This is a genomic window from Pseudophaeobacter sp. 1A09344 (genome assembly GCF_041008745.1).
In the GTDB taxonomy this organism is placed as follows: domain Bacteria; phylum Pseudomonadota; class Alphaproteobacteria; order Rhodobacterales; family Rhodobacteraceae; genus Phycobacter; species Phycobacter gallaeciensis_A.
Window position 1 is genome coordinate 1 of sequence record NZ_JAXGFS010000023.1, and the last position, 17,420, is coordinate 17,420.

Here is a 17,420-nt window from a genome sequence, read left to right on the forward strand (position 1 = left end):
GAGGATCTGGGCGTACAGCAGGACAAGGATCGGACGGAGTCCACGCTGGCCGACGTCCAGGCCGACCAGCTGCGCGTCCTCGAGGAGATGACCGCCGCCATCACCGGTTCGGGCTTCGACATTCGCGCGCTCGAGGGCAATGCGGATTTCGGGGTGGCGGCGGTCTACCCGAACACCGATCCAAGCCCGATGAACAGCCGCCTTTTCGGCGAAGGCCGCGAGACGGTCGAGATGATGATCATCGAGGTCGCGGGCGAATTCGCAGGCGCGCCGGGTGTGGCACGGGCCGGGCTTTCCGCCACCCAATGGCGCTGCCTCTTCCAGGCCCTGATCAAGCAGGAAAGCCGCTTCAACGTCGCTGCCGAAAGCCCGGTCGGGGCCTATGGTCTGACCCAGCTCATGCCCGGCACCGCGTCTGACCTCGGCGTCGACCGCTATGACGTGAAGGACAACCTCCGCGGCGGCGCACGTTATATCACCACCCAGCTCAATCGGTTCGGCAACATTCCCCATGCGCTCGCGGCCTATAACGCGGGCCCGGGCCGGGTGATCGAATACGGTGGCGTGCCGCCTTTTGCCGAGACCCAAGGCTACGTCCGCAATATCTCGAAGTTCTACAACGAATACCTCGCCGTTGTGGGCGGTGCCGATGCGCTTGGCACGCTCTCACCTTCAGACTTTGCGCTCGCCGAATATGCCAGCATCTCCGAGGCCGGCGTCTATTACGCCGCCAACAGCTCCGCCACCACCGAACAGGTCATCAACCGTCTGCGCGCGATCATCTTGCAGATCGATGCGCAGCCCAATGCCAAGGCGGCCTGGGAGCTCAACACCTACGCCAAGGCCGAGATCGGCCGCATCCTCAATCTCCGCGTCCGGCTGATGGCGGCCAACCAGCAGCGCGAGGCCGCTTACGCGCAGCACCTCGTGGCCGACCGGCTGGCCGAGCGCGACTTCATGCAGATGGGAGTTTCCGAATGAGACGATTTTTTCTGGTGACCACCGCGGTCGTCGCACTCGGGGTCTCCAGCCCCGCCACCGCCCAAGGTGTGCCAACCTTCGATGGCTCGGCGCTGCAGCAATTCGTGGCACAGCTCGAACACATGGCCGAGGACCTGAACGTCCAGATGCAGCAGCTCGCGACCATGCGGCTGGAGCTTGAGACCCAGCTGTCGCAGTTGACGAACCTTGAGGCGCAACTGACCTCGCTCATTGAGGGCAGCGGGCTCGGTGAACTTTTCGCCACGGTCGAGGAGTTCCGCGCACTGCGTGGCAAGCTTGTGGCCCCGCTCAACACCGCGCAATCGCTGGCGAGCGGGGACTTTCTGAGTGGCTTCAATCCCGGTGCGGAACTGTCGGCCTCGGTCGAGCGGGTCCTGTCTGGCAGCGGGTTTACTTCGGAGCGCCTGAGCACGCTCTCGGGCTCCGATCAGCCCGCCGACAACCGCATCGCCACCTCGGCCGGAGCCAGCGCCATGTTGTCAGTCGCCGCGCAGGAAAGCCACGAGGAAGCCGGACAGAGCCTCGAACGGCTCGAAACCATGGTCGGGCTGATCGATGATCAGGACGGGCTGAAAGCTGCGGTCGATCTCAACACCCGCGTCACCGCCGAGCTCGGCATCATCCTGACCCAGATCTGGCGGCTTGAAGCGGCGCAAGGCGTCAGCGCAGGCCAGTTGGGCGTCGTCGATGCCGCGACCCTCGCGGACGAGCGCAAGTTCCGCTCGATGGCGGTGGATCCATGAGGCAAAATGTGAACCACGGCTTGGCAGCAATTCGGTCTCTTTGTCTCGCCGCACTTGTCGTGAGTGCCTTGCCCTGTGCCGTGCTGGCCCAGACCCCGACCACGGACCCGTCCGGCGACACGCCCTTCAATTCGATGGCCATCGCGCGGGACGAAGCCGACGAATGTCGTGCTCCGAAACCCCCCGCCGATCTGGCCGAGACCGCCTATCTGCGCAACGGCTACCGCGCGATCCTGCGCATCCTGATCGCCGAAGAGGCGCTCGCCTCGGAAACCTGCACCTGTCTGCTGGATCAGTTCACCTGGGATCAGGCCTTGGGCGCGCTGCCCCGGTTCCAGACCTCGGACAACCCGCGTCTGCCCTTCAAGGTGCTCGAGCTCTACGCCAAGGCGGACGCGCTCGAGGCGCAAGTTGTGGAGGCCTGCGTAGAGTAGATGGGCGTTATTCGCGACATCCTGAGCCAGGTCGACGCCGCGGTGGATACCGTGGCACAGGACGGCTTTGTCTCTTCGGCAGGCGTTGTCGGCGACGTGATCTCCGCCGGGGCCGCGCTCCTCGTCGTGCTCCTCGGGATCAACGCGGTCATGCAACTCCGCCCCCTGCCCTTTGGCACCGGGTTTGCCTTCGGCATGAAGGTCGCACTTGTGGGGATCTTCGCGCAGAGTTGGGATAATTTCAGCGTCATCTATGACATCGTCACGCAGGTGCCCGACTCCGTCGGCGCCTCGATCCTCGCGCTCACCGGCTCGGGCGACGAGGCCGGGGTCTATGAAAGCCTCGACAACATGGTCGCCCGCATCACCGCCTATGGCGACACGATCGGCGACCGCGCAGGCTGGGTCTTTGGCGCGGTCCTGGGCGCGATCTTCTTTGTCCTCTCGGCGGTCTTCGCCGCCGTCACCGCCGGGATCATCGCCTTCGCCCGCATCGTCTTCGCGCTGATGATCGTCATCGCCCCCTTCATGATCGTGACCTCGCTCTTCAAGCCGACCCAATCCCTTTTCGAGGCCTGGACCCGCGCCACCATCGGCTATGCGCTCATGCCGGTCGCCGCCGCAGGCGCGGCGGGCATCATCGTCGCCATCGCCGAGGCCATAGGGGACGCCTCCGCCGATCCGGGCGATGTCGAGACCGTCAGCCTCATCCTGCCCTTCCTCGTGATCCTGATCCTCAGCGCCGGGATCATGGCCTCGGTCCCCTACATCGCCTCCAACCTGACCGGCGTCGTTGGCATTGCCTCCAATGCCGTGGGCCTGACCGGCCTCGCGCGTCAGGGCTTCGTGAACACGCGGGAATACGGCACGGGTGCCGCCTCGCGCCTCGTCACCGGCAAGTCTCCGCACGAGCTGAACCAGATGGCCAATGCGGGCGTGGTGAAAACCGGCGAGTTGATCCGGCAAAGCCCCGGCGCGCTCCTCTCCGCCGCCAAGGCTTTCCGCAAACCCTGATTTGAAAGACGACGACTTTGAAGAAGACTGTAGCCAGTTCCTCCGCGCCTGACCGCGACGCGTTTGAGGCGGATTTCATCTACGGGCCTCGGCGGCGCGAGCGTTTCGCCTGGTTCGTCGCAGCTGCAGGCGTCCTGGTTGGCGTCGCCGGCATGGTCGCGGGCGCGAGCCTCTTTCCGCTCAAATCGACCGAGACCTTCGTGGTCGTGGTCGACAAGGAAACCGGCGAGATGGACCGGGTTGCCGCCGTACAGGCGCTGACCCTTTCCGAGAGCGATGCCATCATCCAGGCCAATCTCGTGGCCTATGTCGATGATCGAGAGACCTATGACCTGACCGATGGAGAGCAACGCATCAACTCGGTGCTCGATCGTTCGGATGGCGATGCCGCCCGCACGCTGCGCGATCTCTGGTCTTCGACCAACGAGGATTACCCGATCACCGTCTATGGCCGCGAAGCCAAGATCGAGGTGGTGATCAAATCGGTCAATCAGATCGAGCGCGGCGTGGCCCAGGTCCGCTTCACCCGCACGCTGCGCCGTCCCCGCGACACCCGCACCGTCACCCGATCCTATGTCGCTACCGTTGGTTATGACTTCCAACCTGAAACCCGCCAGCGCCTTCAGGACGTCTGGGCCAACCCCTTGGGCTTCGTGGTGACCTCCTACCGCGTCGACGCCGAGACCCTGGAGAACTGACCAAGATGAAATCCCTGCCCGCGCTCCTTCTGGCGCTTGCCCTTCCTGTTGCCGCATCCGCCGAAGCCACCCCGCAAGGTGGCCCGCTCGACATCCGCATCCGCACCGCCGTCTATGATGAAAACCAGGTCTACCGGATCGAAACCGACTTGCGGCATTCGACGACGATCCATTTCGGGGCCGGGGAGCGGTTCGAGGCGGTGATTGTCGGCGACACCGAAAGCTTCCAGGTCGATCCGATCCCCGAGCTTGGCAATGTGCTCACAATCAAACCGCACGTGGCCAATGCCTCGACCAACATGACGGTGATCACCAACCGGCGCACCTATTCCTTCCATCTGCGCGAGGGCTCGATCCCGAACCGCACCGGCATGTTCTTCGAGGTCCGCTTCCGCTACCCCGACGAAGAACGCCGCGCGGCGGGTGCCACCCAGCCCAAGGGCTATGAGGCCCCGCGCAACTACAACTACCGGGTCTCGGGTGAAGGGGATTTTCGACCCAGCCATATCTACGACGACGGTCGTTATACCTACTTCGTCTTCCCGGAAAACGCCCGTCAGCCCGCCCTCTTCAAGGCCGATGACCAGGGCCGTGAGCGCACCGTGAACTGGACCCAGCAGGGCAACACGGTCCGGGTGCTCGGGGTGAACACCTACTGGACGCTGCGCATCGGCGACGAGGCGATCTGTGCCTGGCGCGACGAGAGCGCGATTTACGTGAGCAACTGACCATGGCCGATCAAACCCCTCCCGACCTGCAGGACCGCCTCGATCAGTTCAGCCAGCGCGGCAAATCCAAACGCCGCGGCAACAGCCTCGGGGTCGGCGCGCTCGCCGCTGCCCTTGCCCTCGGCGGGGCCGGGGTCGCGTATTTCCTGGCGACCAGTCTGCAAGAGGGGGACAGCGCTCTTGAGACCTCCGATGTCGAGACCTTCCAGGACCGCCGGCCCGGCACCGGCGGGCGGCTGGAGTTTCCTCCTGACGAGACAGAGCAGCGGGTGAATGACGCGCTGATCGCTGTCGAGGAGGCGCTGGACGTACCCGCAGCCCCTTCCCCGGAACCAAGCGCCGAGGTGCTGGCCGAGATCGCCAAGCTTCGCGAGGCCCTCGCCGTCAGCCAGGCCGCCCGCAACTCGGAAATCCAATCCGCCGTCGCCGACCTGCGCGAAGCCTTCGACGAACAAAAGGCCGCGCTTGAAGCCACACTCGCCGCAAAGGAAACCGAGCTGGCCAACCTGCAGCGCCAGACCGAAACCCGTATCGAGGGGCTGCAGGCCATGCTCGACGCCGAACGTGCGCAGCGCGAGGGGCTCGAGGCCGAGCTCGACCGCGAAGGGCTGATCGCCGATCAGCGCCTGCTCGAAGAACGCCGCCGGCAGGAAGAGGAACAGCGCCAGCGCGAGGCCGAGCGGGTCGCCGAGGAGCTTCTGACCGCGCAGATCAAATCCCCCGCCGTTGTCTATGCCGATGGTCCGCGGGGTGGCCAAAGTGGCGCGGCAGTCGCTGATCCGGCGGCCCCTGGCACCGGGGGTCCGGTCCTGTCAGGAAATGAGCAGTTCCTGCAAAGCGCGCGACCGCTCGAGGTGCAGGAGGCCGCCCGCCTCACCCATCCTGAGCGCACGCTGACCCAAGGCTCGGTCATCCAGGCCGCGCTCCAGACCGCCATCAACAGCGATCTGCCGGGCTCCGTGGTCGCGGTCGTCTCCGAGCCGGTTCCGGCGTTTTCCGGGGATCGGATCCTGATCCCCCGCGGCTCCCGCCTTTTTGGCCAATACCGCTCCGGGATCGAGATGCATCAGAAGCGCATCCTGATCCTCTGGACCCGCGTCCTGACCCCGGACGGCACCTCGATGGAAATCGCCGCCGTGGGCGGGGACCAGCTCGGTCGCTCAGGCCTGACCGGTCTCGTCGACACCAAGTTCGCCGAACGTTTCGGCGGGGCGGCGCTGATTTCCGTGATCGGGGCGGCGCCTGCCGTGGCGGCGGAGAGTGCCAACAACGAAACGACCAGCATCGTTCTGGGCGATGTCGGCAGCGATCTTCAGGATGCCGTCGGATCGGTCATTGCCGACCAGGTCTCGATCGCACCCACGATCTATGTCGATCAGGGGGCCTCGGTCACCGTGCTCGTCGACCGGGATGTGGTGATTTATTGACTGAGGCAGCATCACCAACCTCTTATCTCGAGCGTTATCTCGACCCGTTCCGCGACCTGCTGAGACGCGATGACGTGGTCGAGATCGCGATCAATCCGGACGGCAAGGTGTGGATCGAGGTCGCGGGCGACGCTACCATGCGCCACGAAGGCCAAACCGTGGATCGCACCACCGCCCTCAACATGGCCCACACCATCGTCGGCGACGCCAAGGCCCGCGTCTCTGAAAAGAACCCGCTCGTCTCCGGCAAGGTGGAATATGCGGGCCGACCCCTCCGGGTCCAGGTCGCCGTGCCGCCCGCCATCGATCGCGGCGCCTCGATCACGATCCGTCTCTTCGCCTCCGGCAGCGTCAGGGACTACGCCCCGACCTATCTCTTCGGCAAGGCCGTCTCGCTCGATGCGCTCCGCGCCGAGAAGATGAAAAACATCGCCAATCTCGCCGAGGAAAACCTCGAGGCTGCGCTGCAGACCCTGGTCGAGGCACGGCTCAACGTCCTGATCAGCGGCGGCACCTCGACCGGCAAGACCACTTTCGCCCGCCACCTGCTGACGCATGTGAGCGAGCACGAGCGGTTGATCACCATCGAGGACGCCTTCGAGCTGTTCCCCGGCCAGCCCAACACCGTCGCCCTCCTGGCCGATCGCGGTGCTGGCTCACAACGCAGCGCCAACGCCCTCCTTCAGGCCTCCCTCCGCATGCGACCCGACCGGATCATCGTCGGCGAGCTGCGCGGCGCCGAGGCCCTGACCTATCTCGAGGCGATCAACACCGGCCATGGTGGGTCTGTCTCCACCATCCACGCCGAAACCGCAGAACTCGCCATCGACCGGCTGGCGATCATGGTGCTGCAGGCGGGGACGCCACTGACCTTCGCCGAGGTGCGGGAGTACATCCGGAAATCCATAGATGTGATCGTGCAGCTCGGGCGAGCCGAGGGGAAGCGCGGGATTACCGAGTTTTATTTGCCCAGCTGATGGAACAGATCGATAGCGTCGGCGGAATTTAGAAACCTTTTTGCAGTGCAGAAATCTGCACAATGGGCGGGAAGCGGTCTTTCGCTGCGACCAGGTCCAATGGCAGCTTTGCGCAGGAAGGAGACTGTGCGTGTAACTTCGCAACTTCCTCTTGTTGTTGCCTAATTCTCCCTCAAGGCTTCCAGGCCGCATCCTTTTGCCAACCGGAAAAGCCGGTCTGCATGACCACGACATTCGTCCGCCCCGCCACGCGCAACGCGAAGGCCGCCTGTGCCGACAGGCTGCCAGTGTTGCAGAACAGGATGGTCATGCGGTTCTCGGGGATTTCGTCGATCCGGTCGATCACTTCGCGCCACTCAATGTTCACCGCGCCCGGGAGTGTAGCCTCTTCGAACTGGCCGCTATCGCGCGTATCCACGAAAAGCGCGGTTTCGAAAACCGTCTGATCGATCTGTTGCGGCAGGATGATCCCGGCTTCGTAATCCGAAAACATCATGTATTCCTGCATCGCTTCGAGGACGGCGTCCTGCGCGAACACAGGCGTTGAGGCAGAGCCGAGGGCGACGGCAGCCGCCACGAGAAAAGGTTTCAGGTCCATTGGGTTTCCTTTGCTGGGAATGGGGGGTGTTTCAGGAACGCGCTTCCAGGTCGGACAGGAACGCCACGATGCGCCGGGCGTTAGCGCCGCGATCCACCTGGCCCAGGCGCGAGCGCGAGCGCATGTCGATCCGGGTGCCAGTGTCGGTTTCTGTCACGCGGATCGCCACCTCGTCCTGGAAACCGAAAAGACGGCTGGTCGCGATGGCCTCGATCTGACTTTCATCGGGATCGGCCGAAAGCACCTGCCAGCCGCGTTCCTCGACCAGGGCGAGCGCAAGGCCGAAGGCGTCGTCGAAGGACAGGTCGAGCTCGAGAGGCCGGACCGCGGGATAGGCGGCGCTTTGCGGTTCCGCATTCGCGGGCGGATAATCGGTAGGCGTCACCGTGAACCAGAACACTGGCGGGTCCTGGGTATCGGTCGATATGTCGTTGATCGGGGGCGTCATGCGGGCCGCCAGATCGAAGGCGACGCTCATCCCCGCGACGGGCAGCGACAGAACCAGCCCCAGCAGCACGGCGGCACCACCGCCTTTGCGATTGCGCAGCCACGCGGCAAGCCCCGCAAGCGCGGCGAGGCATCCCGCCAGCGCCGCCCATGTGCCCCATGTCGCCAAGCGATAGGATTGGGGCCACGGCCAGCCGCCTTGGCGGAACCCCCAGACGGCAACACCGACAAGGACAATCGAGGCAAGGCCGCACAGGATGGAAAGCAGTCCGAGGCGGTTCGAAGTCACGTTACGCATTCGCTTTCTCCTTCCGGGAAGCAGGTTTCAGGCGGGGATGGGTTTCCTCCATGCCGAGGATCAGCCACAGGCCCGATCCCGCCATGGCAAGCCCGGTGAACCAGAAACCGGCCTCCAGCATGCCCGCGGCGTCGGCGATCAATCCCATCGCGAGCGCCCCGATAGCATAGCCCAGATCGCGCCAGAAGCGGTAAACGCCCAAGGCGGACCCGCGCCACGAGGGATGTGCGATGTCGCCCATCGCCGCGATCAGCGTCGGGTAGAGCAGCGCCATGCCGATGCCGGTCACCGCCGCCGCCACGGACCACGCCGCGACGGTGGCGAGGAATGGAAACACCAGCACGCCGCCTGCGCAGAGGAAGAAGCCCGCGACCGTGGGCCACTTGCGCCCGAAGGCGTCGGACAGCGGCCCGGTCCAGAGCTGGCTGCCGCCCCAGACGAAACCATAGATGCCGGCGATCCAGCCGATTTCGATCAGGGTCGCGCCCTTCGCCACCATGAAAACCGGCACCAGCGCCCACATCAGCGCATCGACGAATTTCTCGACACTGCCGGCCTGCGCCAGCGCCATGAAGGTCGGATTGCGCCAGGTCACGAGGGCGAAGATCTGCCCCGAGGTGGGGTTTTCCGGCCCTTCGACATAGCGCGATTGCGGCCCGGTCGTTTCGCCCGACTTGTGCCGCGCGGCTTCGGCCCGGGCGTAGGGAAGCGTTTCGGTGAAGGAAAGAAGCCCGGCCGAGAGCGCCAGAAGGATGACCAGCAGGCCGAAGACAAAGAGGCTCATCCGGGGATCGAAATAGCTCGCCAGGTAACCGGTCACCAGTCCGGCCAGCGCCACGCCGCCATAGCCTGCGAATTCGTTGAACCCGGTGGCCAGGCCACGCTGTGATGCTTTCACGATGTCCATTTTGGCGGTGACGGTCATCGACCAGCAGAAACCCTGGTTCACTCCCAGAAGCACGTTCGCTGCCACGATCCAGCTCCAGGAGGGGGCGAAAAGGATCATGAACGGGATCGGCAGTGCAACGATCCAGCCCCAGATCAGCACGCGGCGGCGTCCGACCCGTTCGGACACGCGGCCCGAAACGAAGTTCATCGCCCCCTTGACGGCGCCGAAGGACACGACAAAGGCGAAAAGCGCGATCATCGATCCCTGCACCACGTCGAATTCGGATTCAGCGAGCGCCGGGATCACCGTGCGCTGCACCCCGATGGTCAGGCCGACGAAGAAGACCTGCAGCAACTGTTCAAGGAAGGGGCGCAGGTTTTCGCGGATGCCCGGGGCGTAGGTCATTTCTGTTCGTTCCTATGGTCGAGAGCATGACCGCTTGCCGGACCCCGAAGCGGCTGGATCAGCATCCGGTCGAGCCAGAGATCGCGCGTGGTGCGAAATTGTTCGATCCCGATTTTCATGTCCTCGTGCCCCTTGGCGGGCTGGGCGATATAGGTGCCAAGAAGCCTGTCCCACCAGGGGACGCTGAAGCCGTAATTGGAATTTGTTTCACGCGGATCGACAGAATGGTGGACGCGGTGCATGTCGGGCGTGACAAGAAAAAGCCGCGACACGCGATCAACACCAGCCGGAAATCTGATGTTCGAGTGGTTGAAGATCGAAGTTGCGTTCAGGATCACTTCGAACAGTAGTACCGCGACGGCAGGCGCGCCGAGTGCGCCGACGACCGCCAGCTTGATCGCCATTGAAGCAAGGATCTCGACCGGGTGAAAGCGCAGCCCCGTGGTGGCGTCGAAGTCGAGATCGGCATGATGCATCCGGTGCAGCCGCCACAAGCCGGGGACCGCGTGAAACATCACGTGCTGGAGATAGATGGCCAGATCGAGAAGCAGAATGGAGCCTGTGAACGCCACCCATCCCGGCACGTCGATCACGTTGAAGAGGCCCCAATCCCTTTCCTCAGCCAGCATCGCAAGGCCCACCGCGAGGATCGGAAAACTCAGGCGAAGGATGATGGTGTCAAGAACCACCAGCGCGAAATTATTCGTCCAGCGGATCACCCGCGGGATGTCTCGTCGTCGGCGCGGCGCTGCAAGTTCCCACAGCATCATTACTGCAAGCATGCCCAGAAATACGGCGAGGCGGATCGTCGGTTCGGCTGAGAGGATGATTTCTGACATGGGCACTGGCTCCGGGGTTGTCCTGCGCGGTGGAATCGAAGATATTCAAGCTATCGATTGAATGATTTATCGTTTGGAGGTGCGCCGTGTCAACCAGCCCCAAGAAAGCCCTTCTCGAAGAATACGCTCTCGTGGCACGGGCACTTTCCGCTCCGGCGCGGCTTTCGATCCTTGAGCAACTGGCGCAGGGAGAGCGCGGGGTGGAGGCCTTGGCCGAAAAGACCGGGCTAACCATCGCCAACTGTTCTCAGCATCTTCAGCAGCTCCGCCGGTCCGGCCTCGTTACCAGCCGCCGTGACGGCAAGGCTGTGATTTACTGTCTGACCGATGCAAAGACGTTGGAGCTGATGGACCTGCTGCGCGTCGTGGCTGAACGGAATCTGGCCCAGGTGGAACGTATCCTGCGCGGGTTGTCAGGCGGCGAAACGGCGCCCGAAACCATGAGCCGCGACGACCTGGCCGCGCGCTTGGCAGAAGGTTCTGTCACCGTGCTCGATGTCCGACCCTCTGATGAATATGAAGCAGGGCATATTCCGGGCGCATTCAATATCGAGTTGGATAAACTTGAAAGCCTCGTCTCCGACCTCGATTCTGACAAAGAAATCATCGCCTATTGCCGTGGCCCTTACTGCATCTACGCCCATCAGGCGGTCGCAGCATTGCGCAAGCATGGCCTGAATGCCCGCCGTCTCGAAGGTGGTCTGCCCGAATGGAGGGAGGACGGCCGCCCCGTTCTTGATGGCGCAGCCTGACAAGCTGCGCCGACACTGGTTCGGATCAAGTTCTGGAAACCTTGAGGACATTCGCGCATTTTAGACGCCATTGCACTGGTGGACCTTTTAAGGGCGACGTAAAAAATCGAAGGTCCGCTCTACCAACTTGTGCTCTTCTTTCGCACCTGCAACGAACGTCAGTTCGCACTACTTTCCAGCCGATCAGCTACGTCTGTTTTTGGATGGGACCGATCATTCGCTGCGTCTGGCACGAATGGCAGCTTTGGGCCGTTCACGTCATGCCCAATCTTACCCACCCAATAACTCCTCGATGAAATCCTCCTGCCGGTCGAACGTCGCTTCCCATTCCTTCGGCACCGCCCCTTCCCGCCCGAGCGTCTCGGGCTCAGGCTGCCCGCGTCCAGCCTCTATCGCCATCACGCTCATCGCCCGCGCTTCGCGCCGCTGCGAGCGATCCCGGACAGGCGCGCGTTCGGCTGGTTTCGCCTGGTCGTCTGCGCCGGTTTCTTCACCACCATCGCCGCCCCAAGGTCCCACGCCTTGCACGCTCGGCGGATAGGGGAACGGCTTGCCCTCCTGGCGGGTCAACATCTCCTTGAAGAACGGATCGTCGTAATACTTGATCCGGCTCGCCTTGATCGGGTGCTGTGGCGAGGCGAGGATGATGACCTCGTCGGGGTCCATGAGGCGCGCTTCCGTCTCCGAAAGCAGCGGCCGTTCTTCCAGACGCGCGGAGGTCGAGGTCGCGCCAAGGAAGCCCTTGTTGCGGCCATACATCCGGGTCACCGCCTCGCGCGTGGTACTGCCGACCGCTGCCGAGACTTCCTTCACCGTACGCTGGTCGCGCGGGGTGATGTAGAGCTTGAGCCCTGCCCCGTTCTCGAGGCTCTCGCGACCCTCGGGGCCATAGATCCGGTCCAATGAGGCCAGCGACTGCGCAATCATCGCGACGCGGCCGCCGTAGCTTGCCAGCGAGTGGATCGCGCGTTCGAGATAGGGCATCGCCCCCATCTGCTGGAATTCGTCGATCATCATCATGACCGGCCAGGGCTCGTCCGGACCGGGTTCGTTCAGCCGGATCGAGGCAATGAGGTCAGCGAACATCAAGCGCAGGAGCGGCGCCAATGTTGCGATGTGATCTTCAGAGACTGCGATGTAGAGCGACTGCGGGGTCTTGCGGAAGGTCGAGAAGTCGAAGTCGCTCGCCTCGGTGGCCGAGCGCACCGCCGGATTGTCCCATTGCTTAAGACCGGCGGTCATCAGCGCCTGGATGTTCGAAGTCAGCAGCCGCGACGAGGCCGAAGCCGCGTTGGTCCAGAGTTCGCGCAGGATGTCTTCCTCGGCCTCGTCGGCATAGGTCTTGTACTGGGCGTTCTTGTATTCGCCCCCGGCAACGATCTTGTTGACTTCGCCAAGGTTCGGGGTGCCGCGCTGGATCGCCAGTAGACAGGCCGCAACAAAGATCGACTTGCCAGCCTCGGAGAAGGTGTCGAGGGTCTTGTTGTCCTTGTCGAGGAAGAGGTCAGCGAGGATCGAGACCTCGGTAAAGCGCTGCGCGAATGCCGGGGCCTTCGCAATCCGCGCAAGCGGGTTGTAACGATGCGTGGCATTGGCCCAATCGAAGGGGCTGAACCGATAGACCTCGTCGCCGTTGAGCGCCCGCAGCCGCGCAGTTTTCTCGAAGTTCTCGCCCTTCACGTCCAGCACCACGACCGAGCCCGCGAAACTCAGAAGGTTCGGGATCACGAAACCCACACCCTTACCCGCGCGGGTCGGGGCCACCATCATCACATGCGGGATGGTCGTCGAGGAGATGAACTCCGCCTTCGAGGTCGGCGCGCCAAGTTTGCCACAGACGAAGCCCTTGCCCGGCGCCTGCAACATGTCGTTCTTCTTCAGCTCCGCCTTGGTCTGCCAATGGGCCGATCCGTAGTCATCGCGCTCTTTCTTCCAGGTCCAAGCCAGCGCGAGCGCGCCGAGACCGATGGCTCCGAAGCCGACGGCGCCAAACCCCACCTTGAAGGCCTCAGGATGTGCCGCGCGTGTTGCGGCGCTGGCCTTCCAGAGCGCCAACATGTCGAAACTGGCGAACCCGGTTTTCAAAGCGAGGGTCAGGTAGAAGGCGGCGACGATGGTGCCGATGACGGCGCCGCAGATCACACCGAAGAGGAGCGCGGCCCAGAGGGGGAGTGTCTTGGTCATGGTGGTCATCCCCTCAGAATTCCATCTCGTCGTCGAGACCTCGATCGCGGCCAAGATCGCGATCCAAATCCTGCGCCTCCTGCTGGCCACGCAGCCGCGCGACCTCGGTCGCCTTGTCCTGCTGCAACCCAGCGGCGCGGTCGGTGAAGACCTGATCACCGGTCTCCTCAAACGTCATTTCGAGGAACTCCTGCGTGACGGTGATCTGGTCGAGCTTGCTCGGCAGGGCCGCGTCCAGCACCTCGTAGTTGCCACGCCGAAGTTCGGCCAAGCCCTCTTCACCCAACTCCTTGAAGAGCTCGGATTGCAGGGTCCGCTCGATGGTCTCTTCCTGTTCCTCGGTGAGCTTGCCGTCACGCAGCATGTCGGCGAGATCCTGCAGGTAGGGATTTGGTGTCCGGTCGTCTTCGTCGATGAGCGGCAGTGTCGCCTCCTCTTCGTCCGCGAGGGTCCGGCCGATCTCGACGCCCAGTTCCTTGGCGCGTTCCATCAGGGCGTCCATGACACCGTCGACCTTTTCCAGCGCGGCATCGAGCTGGTCGTCAGTCGCGGTCTCCACGCTGAGACCGTCCCTCGACAGCACCGCGTTCATGTCCCGCTCGACCCAGTCCTGCGCCATGCCGTAGTTCCGCGTGCCGCCCGCCGAGATCCGTGCCACCAGCTCCTCGCTGTCCATGCCCAACTCCTCGGCACGCTCCAGCACGTCGCGCAGCCCCTCATCATTGCCGGACTGCAGCGCGGCGATCAGCACCTCGCTGCCCGAGCCCGGCGGATAGGGTTCTTCGAGCTGCTTGCCAAAGCGCGCACGCAGCTCAGGGTCCGGCACCATCTGCGAGAGGTCCGCGATGATCGGTGCGGCCTTGGCTTCAAAAGCGGCGCGCTCGGTCGGGTCCATTTCCTCGGCCTTGAGCCTCAGCGCCTCGATCGTCCGTTCGGAATAGTCGATCGCGTCACCGACGGTCTTGATGTCCTTCATGTCTATCTCTCCTTCGGTGAAGTTCCACGGCGTGCCGGAGCCGAGCCCGTCCGCCATGCCGCCCACGGCGCGCGCCATGTGGCGCTGGTCCATCCGGTCCAGCAGATCCGCGAGGTTCTTGTAGTCCTTGGCGAAGCCCACCACCTGCGCCTGCGCGATGGCGGATTCCTGGGCTGTCATGACGATCTCGCGCGGCAGGCGGGCCTCCTCCTTGGCGCGGTAGATCTCCTCGATCCCGGCGGGCTTCTCGAAGATGCCGCGCTCGAGCCGGGTGGTGGCGTCGAGCATCACGCCATAGCGTTCCGCGATCTCGGCCTGCTTTTCGCGCATGAGCTGCGGCGACATCACGCCCTCGGCCCAACAGGAAAACCAAGTGCCGTTTTCGACGCCACGGTTGTTCAGGATGATATGGGCGTGCTTGTGCGCCCGGTCGTCATGAACCGCGAGGACATAGTCCCATTGGTCGCCGTATTCGCCGCTCTCGAAGAAATGCTCCGTCCAGTCCATGGCGATGTCGCGCACCTGGTCGACCGTCACGTCGGTCGGGAAGGACAGAAGCATGTGTGAGGTGAAGCCGAGCTTGGTCGAGCCGCGCCAGGTCCCGGCCCAGCCCTCGATGATGTCCTCTTTCTGCTCCTCAGAAAGCACCGCAGCATCGGTCAGGGCATTGGTCATCGTCGAGTAGGTATAGACCGCCTTGTCGTTGATGTAGGAAATCTGCGCCCCGAGCGAAGCACGCGTCTTGCAGCCTCCGGCCCGGATCCGTTTGAAGACCGCCGCCCGGCTCTGACCCGACGCCGCCTTCAGCGCGTTGCGCGCCGACATGGTTCCAACGCGCGCGAAACTCCGCCCCTGTCGACGCCCCGCCAGCCGCGCGTCGATCCGCGCCGCGGCCTGGCCCCGGATGCGCTCATCCTCCCAGAGCCGCCCCATGACGGAAGTGTAGAGGGCGAGCGGATCAGCCATTCCTGACGAGCCTCAATCCGTGTTCGATCGTGCGCGGGCCGTCTTCCAGAACGTCGCTCTCCGCCCCCTGCCCTTCTTCCTTTTGCGGCCACTCCTGATGACGCAGCGCCTGCGCCGCATCCTTCATCTGGCCCATCTCACGACTCATCGACTGCGCCAGATCGAGCAGTTCGATCAGCACCGCGCGGTCTGCCTCCGAGACCTCCAGCCGACCGCGATGGACCGCCTTGGCGAGCACCAGTCCGGCGTCGCTCATATCCTTCGCCTGACGCCATGCGGCGCAGAATTCCGAGACCAGATCACGGGGTATATCAAGGAACCCGCACCGTCCACGCAGCACCGCATTGAGCGCCTGTGATCGGTTGGCAAAGCCCCGTTCGCGCCACTCCGCATCGAAGGCGTCCAGCTCGGATCGGCTCGCCCGGAAGGCCACCGTCTCGCTTGGATCGCGCACCGCGATGCCCTCGCCCGCCTCCTCTTTCGCGAGCCGGTTCACGTGGCGCGGGGAGATGCCGAACGCCGCCGCCAGGTCCTTGGCGCTCTCGCCCGCCGCGAAGCGCTTTGCCACTTCGATGCGCTGCTCAAGCTTCAGGTTTTTCGCTGGCCTCGGCACTAGGACGTTCTCCCGCTTCCAGGGAAAAGATGCATGCGCAAACGCGCGCGAGGCAGCGATTGCTCGCAATCGCGTTCGCGTGCGGCGGAGCATTCAGCTTTGCGGGAAACGCCCATCACAGACCCCTCGGACAAAATGTGCAAACATTGGCCATATCCTGCCAACGTCTTCCTTCTCTCTTTTGCTTATACTTCAATACATCACATTGCGCAATATTACGTTTTGCATGATGTGTTTTTTTGCTTGCGATGAGGTGCACTCAAGACCGCTGGGCAGCGCGACATGGAGCGGTGCCGTCCTCATCGATGCGCGACAATCTGGTCGAATAAATCTGCTGAAACTTGCGCTGGAGCAGCACGCGATGTCAGGCAAACCGAGCGCCCGAGCCGGTCACGGATCGGGCGCCAGAAACACGAAAACGGCCCGCGCGGGATGGCGCGTGTCACGCCCGTTTGGGGCGTCACAATGTTGGTAAGGATCAGTGTCAGACCCCTGCGGATCCGAAGACCCGCAGGGGTGTCTGGGTCAGTGACCCAGTCCCTGACTGCGCAGATCGTCGTAGCGGCTGCGGGCGATCAGAGCCTCGGTCTCGAGGCTGTCGAGTGTCTCGGGATGGGCGTCTTCATCAAACGCGGCGAGGTAAGCATCGAAGGCCATGTCGGCTTGAAGTTCGGCGAGGTCGATGGATTGTTCGAGTGTCATGGTGTGATCCTTTCCGTTGATCGTCGTTGGACGGATCGTGGAAAATACCGGGGGCAGGTTTGTTGTGAGCGATGCACTGCAGCGCTCAAGGCGCAGCCGTCCAGAAACTTGCCCCCGGCGTTGCCGACCGCTCGACCCCGGGCTAGCGATCTCTAAGGCCAACAGGTCGACGGAAAGGCGCGCGGCGGTGACACGGATTGGAGACGATGCTCTCCAGACGCATGACGTTCATCTGCGGATTGCACCCTCGCGGCACAAGGTGAGTTCGGCGCCCTGGCAGCTTCGCCGACACGACCCAAGCGCGGGTTGCTCGAATGAGAGAAGGGGTGCGCTTGCATCGCTAAGTGGGCTCCCAGTTCTCCCTGCTTACATTCGGTTCCGCCACGGGTTCGCGCGATCCACTCTGTCCCTCAACAGAACGATCAAAGCTGCTTGTGCGATCGATCCAGTCAGACTATCCGCCTCGGTGTCAGCGTCCGAAATATGCCGCGTTCTTCGGACACGGGTATCGGACCCGAACTGCTGCCATTCCTCAGAACGAGAAAAAGCCAGACCGCCGGAGCGGTCTGGCTGTTGGCTTAGGCGGCGTCTTTGGGACCCCAGGGGATGACGGCCTGCAGGGACAGATCGTCCTGGTTTGCGGCCTTGCCAAGGTTGGCGTTGAAGCCGTGGTCGCGGATGGTCAGCGTGTAGTAGTCGGCGCCGGTCTCCTTGTTCTGCTTCTTCCA

17 protein-coding genes are annotated in these 17,420 nt (G+C 63.6%); 9 read left to right on the top strand and 8 right to left on the bottom strand.

From position 1 onward, the window contains the following. The 8 genes from SM765_RS22510 to virB11 form a co-directional block, all read left to right on the top strand. Nucleotides 1-981 (top strand): lytic transglycosylase domain-containing protein (locus SM765_RS22510; RefSeq protein ID WP_368981903.1); only part of this gene is annotated, 981 nt, incomplete at its 5' end. Further along, entirely contained in the window at nucleotides 978-1,745 is a 768-nt protein-coding gene (locus tag SM765_RS22515) for a type IV secretion system protein (RefSeq protein ID WP_103911897.1), read from the top strand. The genes SM765_RS22510 and SM765_RS22515, both read left to right, overlap by 4 nt. A gap of 59 nt (nucleotides 1,746-1,804) precedes the next feature. After that, nucleotides 1,805-2,179: a hypothetical protein gene (locus SM765_RS22520; RefSeq protein WP_368981904.1), complete on the top strand. Its 375-nt coding sequence runs from the start codon at nucleotides 1,805-1,807 to the stop codon at nucleotides 2,177-2,179. Next, on the top strand, nucleotides 2,180-3,193 hold the full coding sequence (locus SM765_RS22525; RefSeq protein ID WP_027246180.1) for a TrbL/VirB6 family protein: 1,014 nt from the start codon (nucleotides 2,180-2,182) through the stop codon (nucleotides 3,191-3,193). Between the two features lie 17 nt (nucleotides 3,194-3,210). Next, nucleotides 3,211-3,891: a VirB8 family type IV secretion system protein gene (locus tag SM765_RS22530; protein ID WP_027246181.1), complete on the top strand. Its 681-nt coding sequence runs from the start codon at nucleotides 3,211-3,213 to the stop codon at nucleotides 3,889-3,891. Nucleotides 3,892-3,896: 5 nt separating this feature from the next. Then, the gene (locus tag SM765_RS22535) at nucleotides 3,897-4,619 is read left to right on the top strand and encodes a TrbG/VirB9 family P-type conjugative transfer protein (protein WP_027246182.1); all 723 of its coding nucleotides are present in this window, start codon (nucleotides 3,897-3,899) and stop codon (nucleotides 4,617-4,619) included. A 2-nt stretch (nucleotides 4,620-4,621) separates the two neighbouring features. Beyond that, nucleotides 4,622-6,046 (top strand): TraB/TrbI/VirB10 family type IV secretion system protein, encoded by a 1,425-nt coding sequence (locus SM765_RS22540; RefSeq protein WP_027246183.1) that lies wholly within the window; start codon nucleotides 4,622-4,624, stop codon nucleotides 6,044-6,046. Beyond that, nucleotides 6,043-7,023 (top strand): P-type DNA transfer ATPase VirB11, encoded by a 981-nt coding sequence (gene virB11, locus SM765_RS22545; RefSeq protein WP_368981905.1) that lies wholly within the window; start codon nucleotides 6,043-6,045, stop codon nucleotides 7,021-7,023. The genes SM765_RS22540 and virB11 overlap by 4 nt, the downstream gene beginning before the upstream one ends. Before the next feature lie 172 nt (nucleotides 7,024-7,195). Here virB11 and SM765_RS22550 read toward each other — a convergent pair whose 3' ends face one another. Genes SM765_RS22550 through SM765_RS22565 form a run of 4 tightly spaced genes read right to left on the bottom strand, consistent with a single transcriptional unit; the run spans nucleotide 7,196 to nucleotide 10,499 of the window. Continuing rightward, nucleotides 7,196-7,621: a rhodanese-like domain-containing protein gene (locus SM765_RS22550; protein WP_368981906.1), complete on the bottom strand. Its 426-nt coding sequence runs from the start codon at nucleotides 7,619-7,621 to the stop codon at nucleotides 7,196-7,198. Nucleotides 7,622-7,652: 31 nt separating this feature from the next. Next, nucleotides 7,653-8,366 (bottom strand): DUF1499 domain-containing protein, encoded by a 714-nt coding sequence (locus tag SM765_RS22555; protein WP_368981907.1) that lies wholly within the window; start codon nucleotides 8,364-8,366, stop codon nucleotides 7,653-7,655. Then, a complete protein-coding gene (locus tag SM765_RS22560; RefSeq protein WP_368981908.1) occupies nucleotides 8,359-9,660 on the bottom strand; it encodes an MFS transporter in 1,302 nt (433 codons plus the stop codon). The genes SM765_RS22555 and SM765_RS22560 overlap by 8 nt, the downstream gene beginning before the upstream one ends. Further along, nucleotides 9,657-10,499, bottom strand: a complete 843-nt coding sequence (locus SM765_RS22565) for a sterol desaturase family protein (RefSeq protein ID WP_368981909.1) — start codon at nucleotides 10,497-10,499, stop codon at nucleotides 9,657-9,659. The genes SM765_RS22560 and SM765_RS22565 overlap by 4 nt, the downstream gene beginning before the upstream one ends. A 131-nt stretch (nucleotides 10,500-10,630) precedes the next feature. Here SM765_RS22565 and SM765_RS22570 point away from each other — a divergent pair, with 131 nt between their 5' ends. Next, complete coding sequence (locus tag SM765_RS22570) at nucleotides 10,631-11,251, top strand: ArsR/SmtB family transcription factor (RefSeq protein WP_368981910.1); 621 nt, start codon at nucleotides 10,631-10,633, stop codon at nucleotides 11,249-11,251. 270 nt (nucleotides 11,252-11,521) lie between these two features. On the opposite strand, the gene SM765_RS22575 is transcribed toward SM765_RS22570, so the two are convergent. From SM765_RS22575 to SM765_RS22590, 4 genes are all read right to left on the bottom strand, one after another. After that, nucleotides 11,522-13,435: a type IV secretory system conjugative DNA transfer family protein gene (locus tag SM765_RS22575; RefSeq protein WP_103911911.1), complete on the bottom strand. Its 1,914-nt coding sequence runs from the start codon at nucleotides 13,433-13,435 to the stop codon at nucleotides 11,522-11,524. A gap of 13 nt (nucleotides 13,436-13,448) precedes the next feature. Then, entirely contained in the window at nucleotides 13,449-15,377 is a 1,929-nt protein-coding gene (locus tag SM765_RS22580; RefSeq protein WP_368981911.1) for a relaxase/mobilization nuclease domain-containing protein, read from the bottom strand. Continuing rightward, nucleotides 15,370-15,990 carry a helix-turn-helix domain-containing protein gene (locus SM765_RS22585; RefSeq protein WP_103911906.1) on the bottom strand — a complete coding sequence of 207 codons (621 nt, stop codon included), beginning with the start codon at nucleotides 15,988-15,990 and terminating at the stop codon, nucleotides 15,370-15,372. The genes SM765_RS22580 and SM765_RS22585 overlap by 8 nt, the downstream gene beginning before the upstream one ends. Nucleotides 15,991-16,515: 525 nt before the next feature. After that, on the bottom strand, nucleotides 16,516-16,692 hold the full coding sequence (locus tag SM765_RS22590) for a hypothetical protein (protein WP_165198475.1): 177 nt from the start codon (nucleotides 16,690-16,692) through the stop codon (nucleotides 16,516-16,518). Nucleotides 16,693-17,420: the final 728 nt, after the last annotated feature.

Bases quoted from the DNA above. Each gene is read 5' to 3' on its own strand.
- SM765_RS22515 (WP_103911897.1), top strand. From the start codon at position 978: ATGAGACGATTTTTTCTGGTGACCACCGCGGTCGTCGCACTCGGGGTC.
- SM765_RS22525 (WP_027246180.1), top strand. From the start codon at position 2,180: ATGGGCGTTATTCGCGACATCCTGAGCCAGGTCGACGCCGCGGTGGAT.
- SM765_RS22535 (WP_027246182.1), top strand. From the start codon at position 3,897: ATGAAATCCCTGCCCGCGCTCCTTCTGGCGCTTGCCCTTCCTGTTGCC.
- SM765_RS22540 (WP_027246183.1), top strand. From the start codon at position 4,622: ATGGCCGATCAAACCCCTCCCGACCTGCAGGACCGCCTCGATCAGTTC.
- SM765_RS22550 (WP_368981906.1), bottom strand. From the start codon at position 7,621: ATGGACCTGAAACCTTTTCTCGTGGCGGCTGCCGTCGCCCTCGGCTCT.
- SM765_RS22555 (WP_368981907.1), bottom strand. From the start codon at position 8,366: ATGCGTAACGTGACTTCGAACCGCCTCGGACTGCTTTCCATCCTGTGC.
- SM765_RS22560 (WP_368981908.1), bottom strand. From the start codon at position 9,660: ATGACCTACGCCCCGGGCATCCGCGAAAACCTGCGCCCCTTCCTTGAA.
- SM765_RS22565 (WP_368981909.1), bottom strand. From the start codon at position 10,499: ATGTCAGAAATCATCCTCTCAGCCGAACCGACGATCCGCCTCGCCGTA.
- SM765_RS22575 (WP_103911911.1), bottom strand. From the start codon at position 13,435: ATGACCAAGACACTCCCCCTCTGGGCCGCGCTCCTCTTCGGTGTGATC.
- SM765_RS22580 (WP_368981911.1), bottom strand. From the start codon at position 15,377: ATGGCTGATCCGCTCGCCCTCTACACTTCCGTCATGGGGCGGCTCTGG.
- SM765_RS22590 (WP_165198475.1), bottom strand. From the start codon at position 16,692: ATGACACTCGAACAATCCATCGACCTCGCCGAACTTCAAGCCGACATG.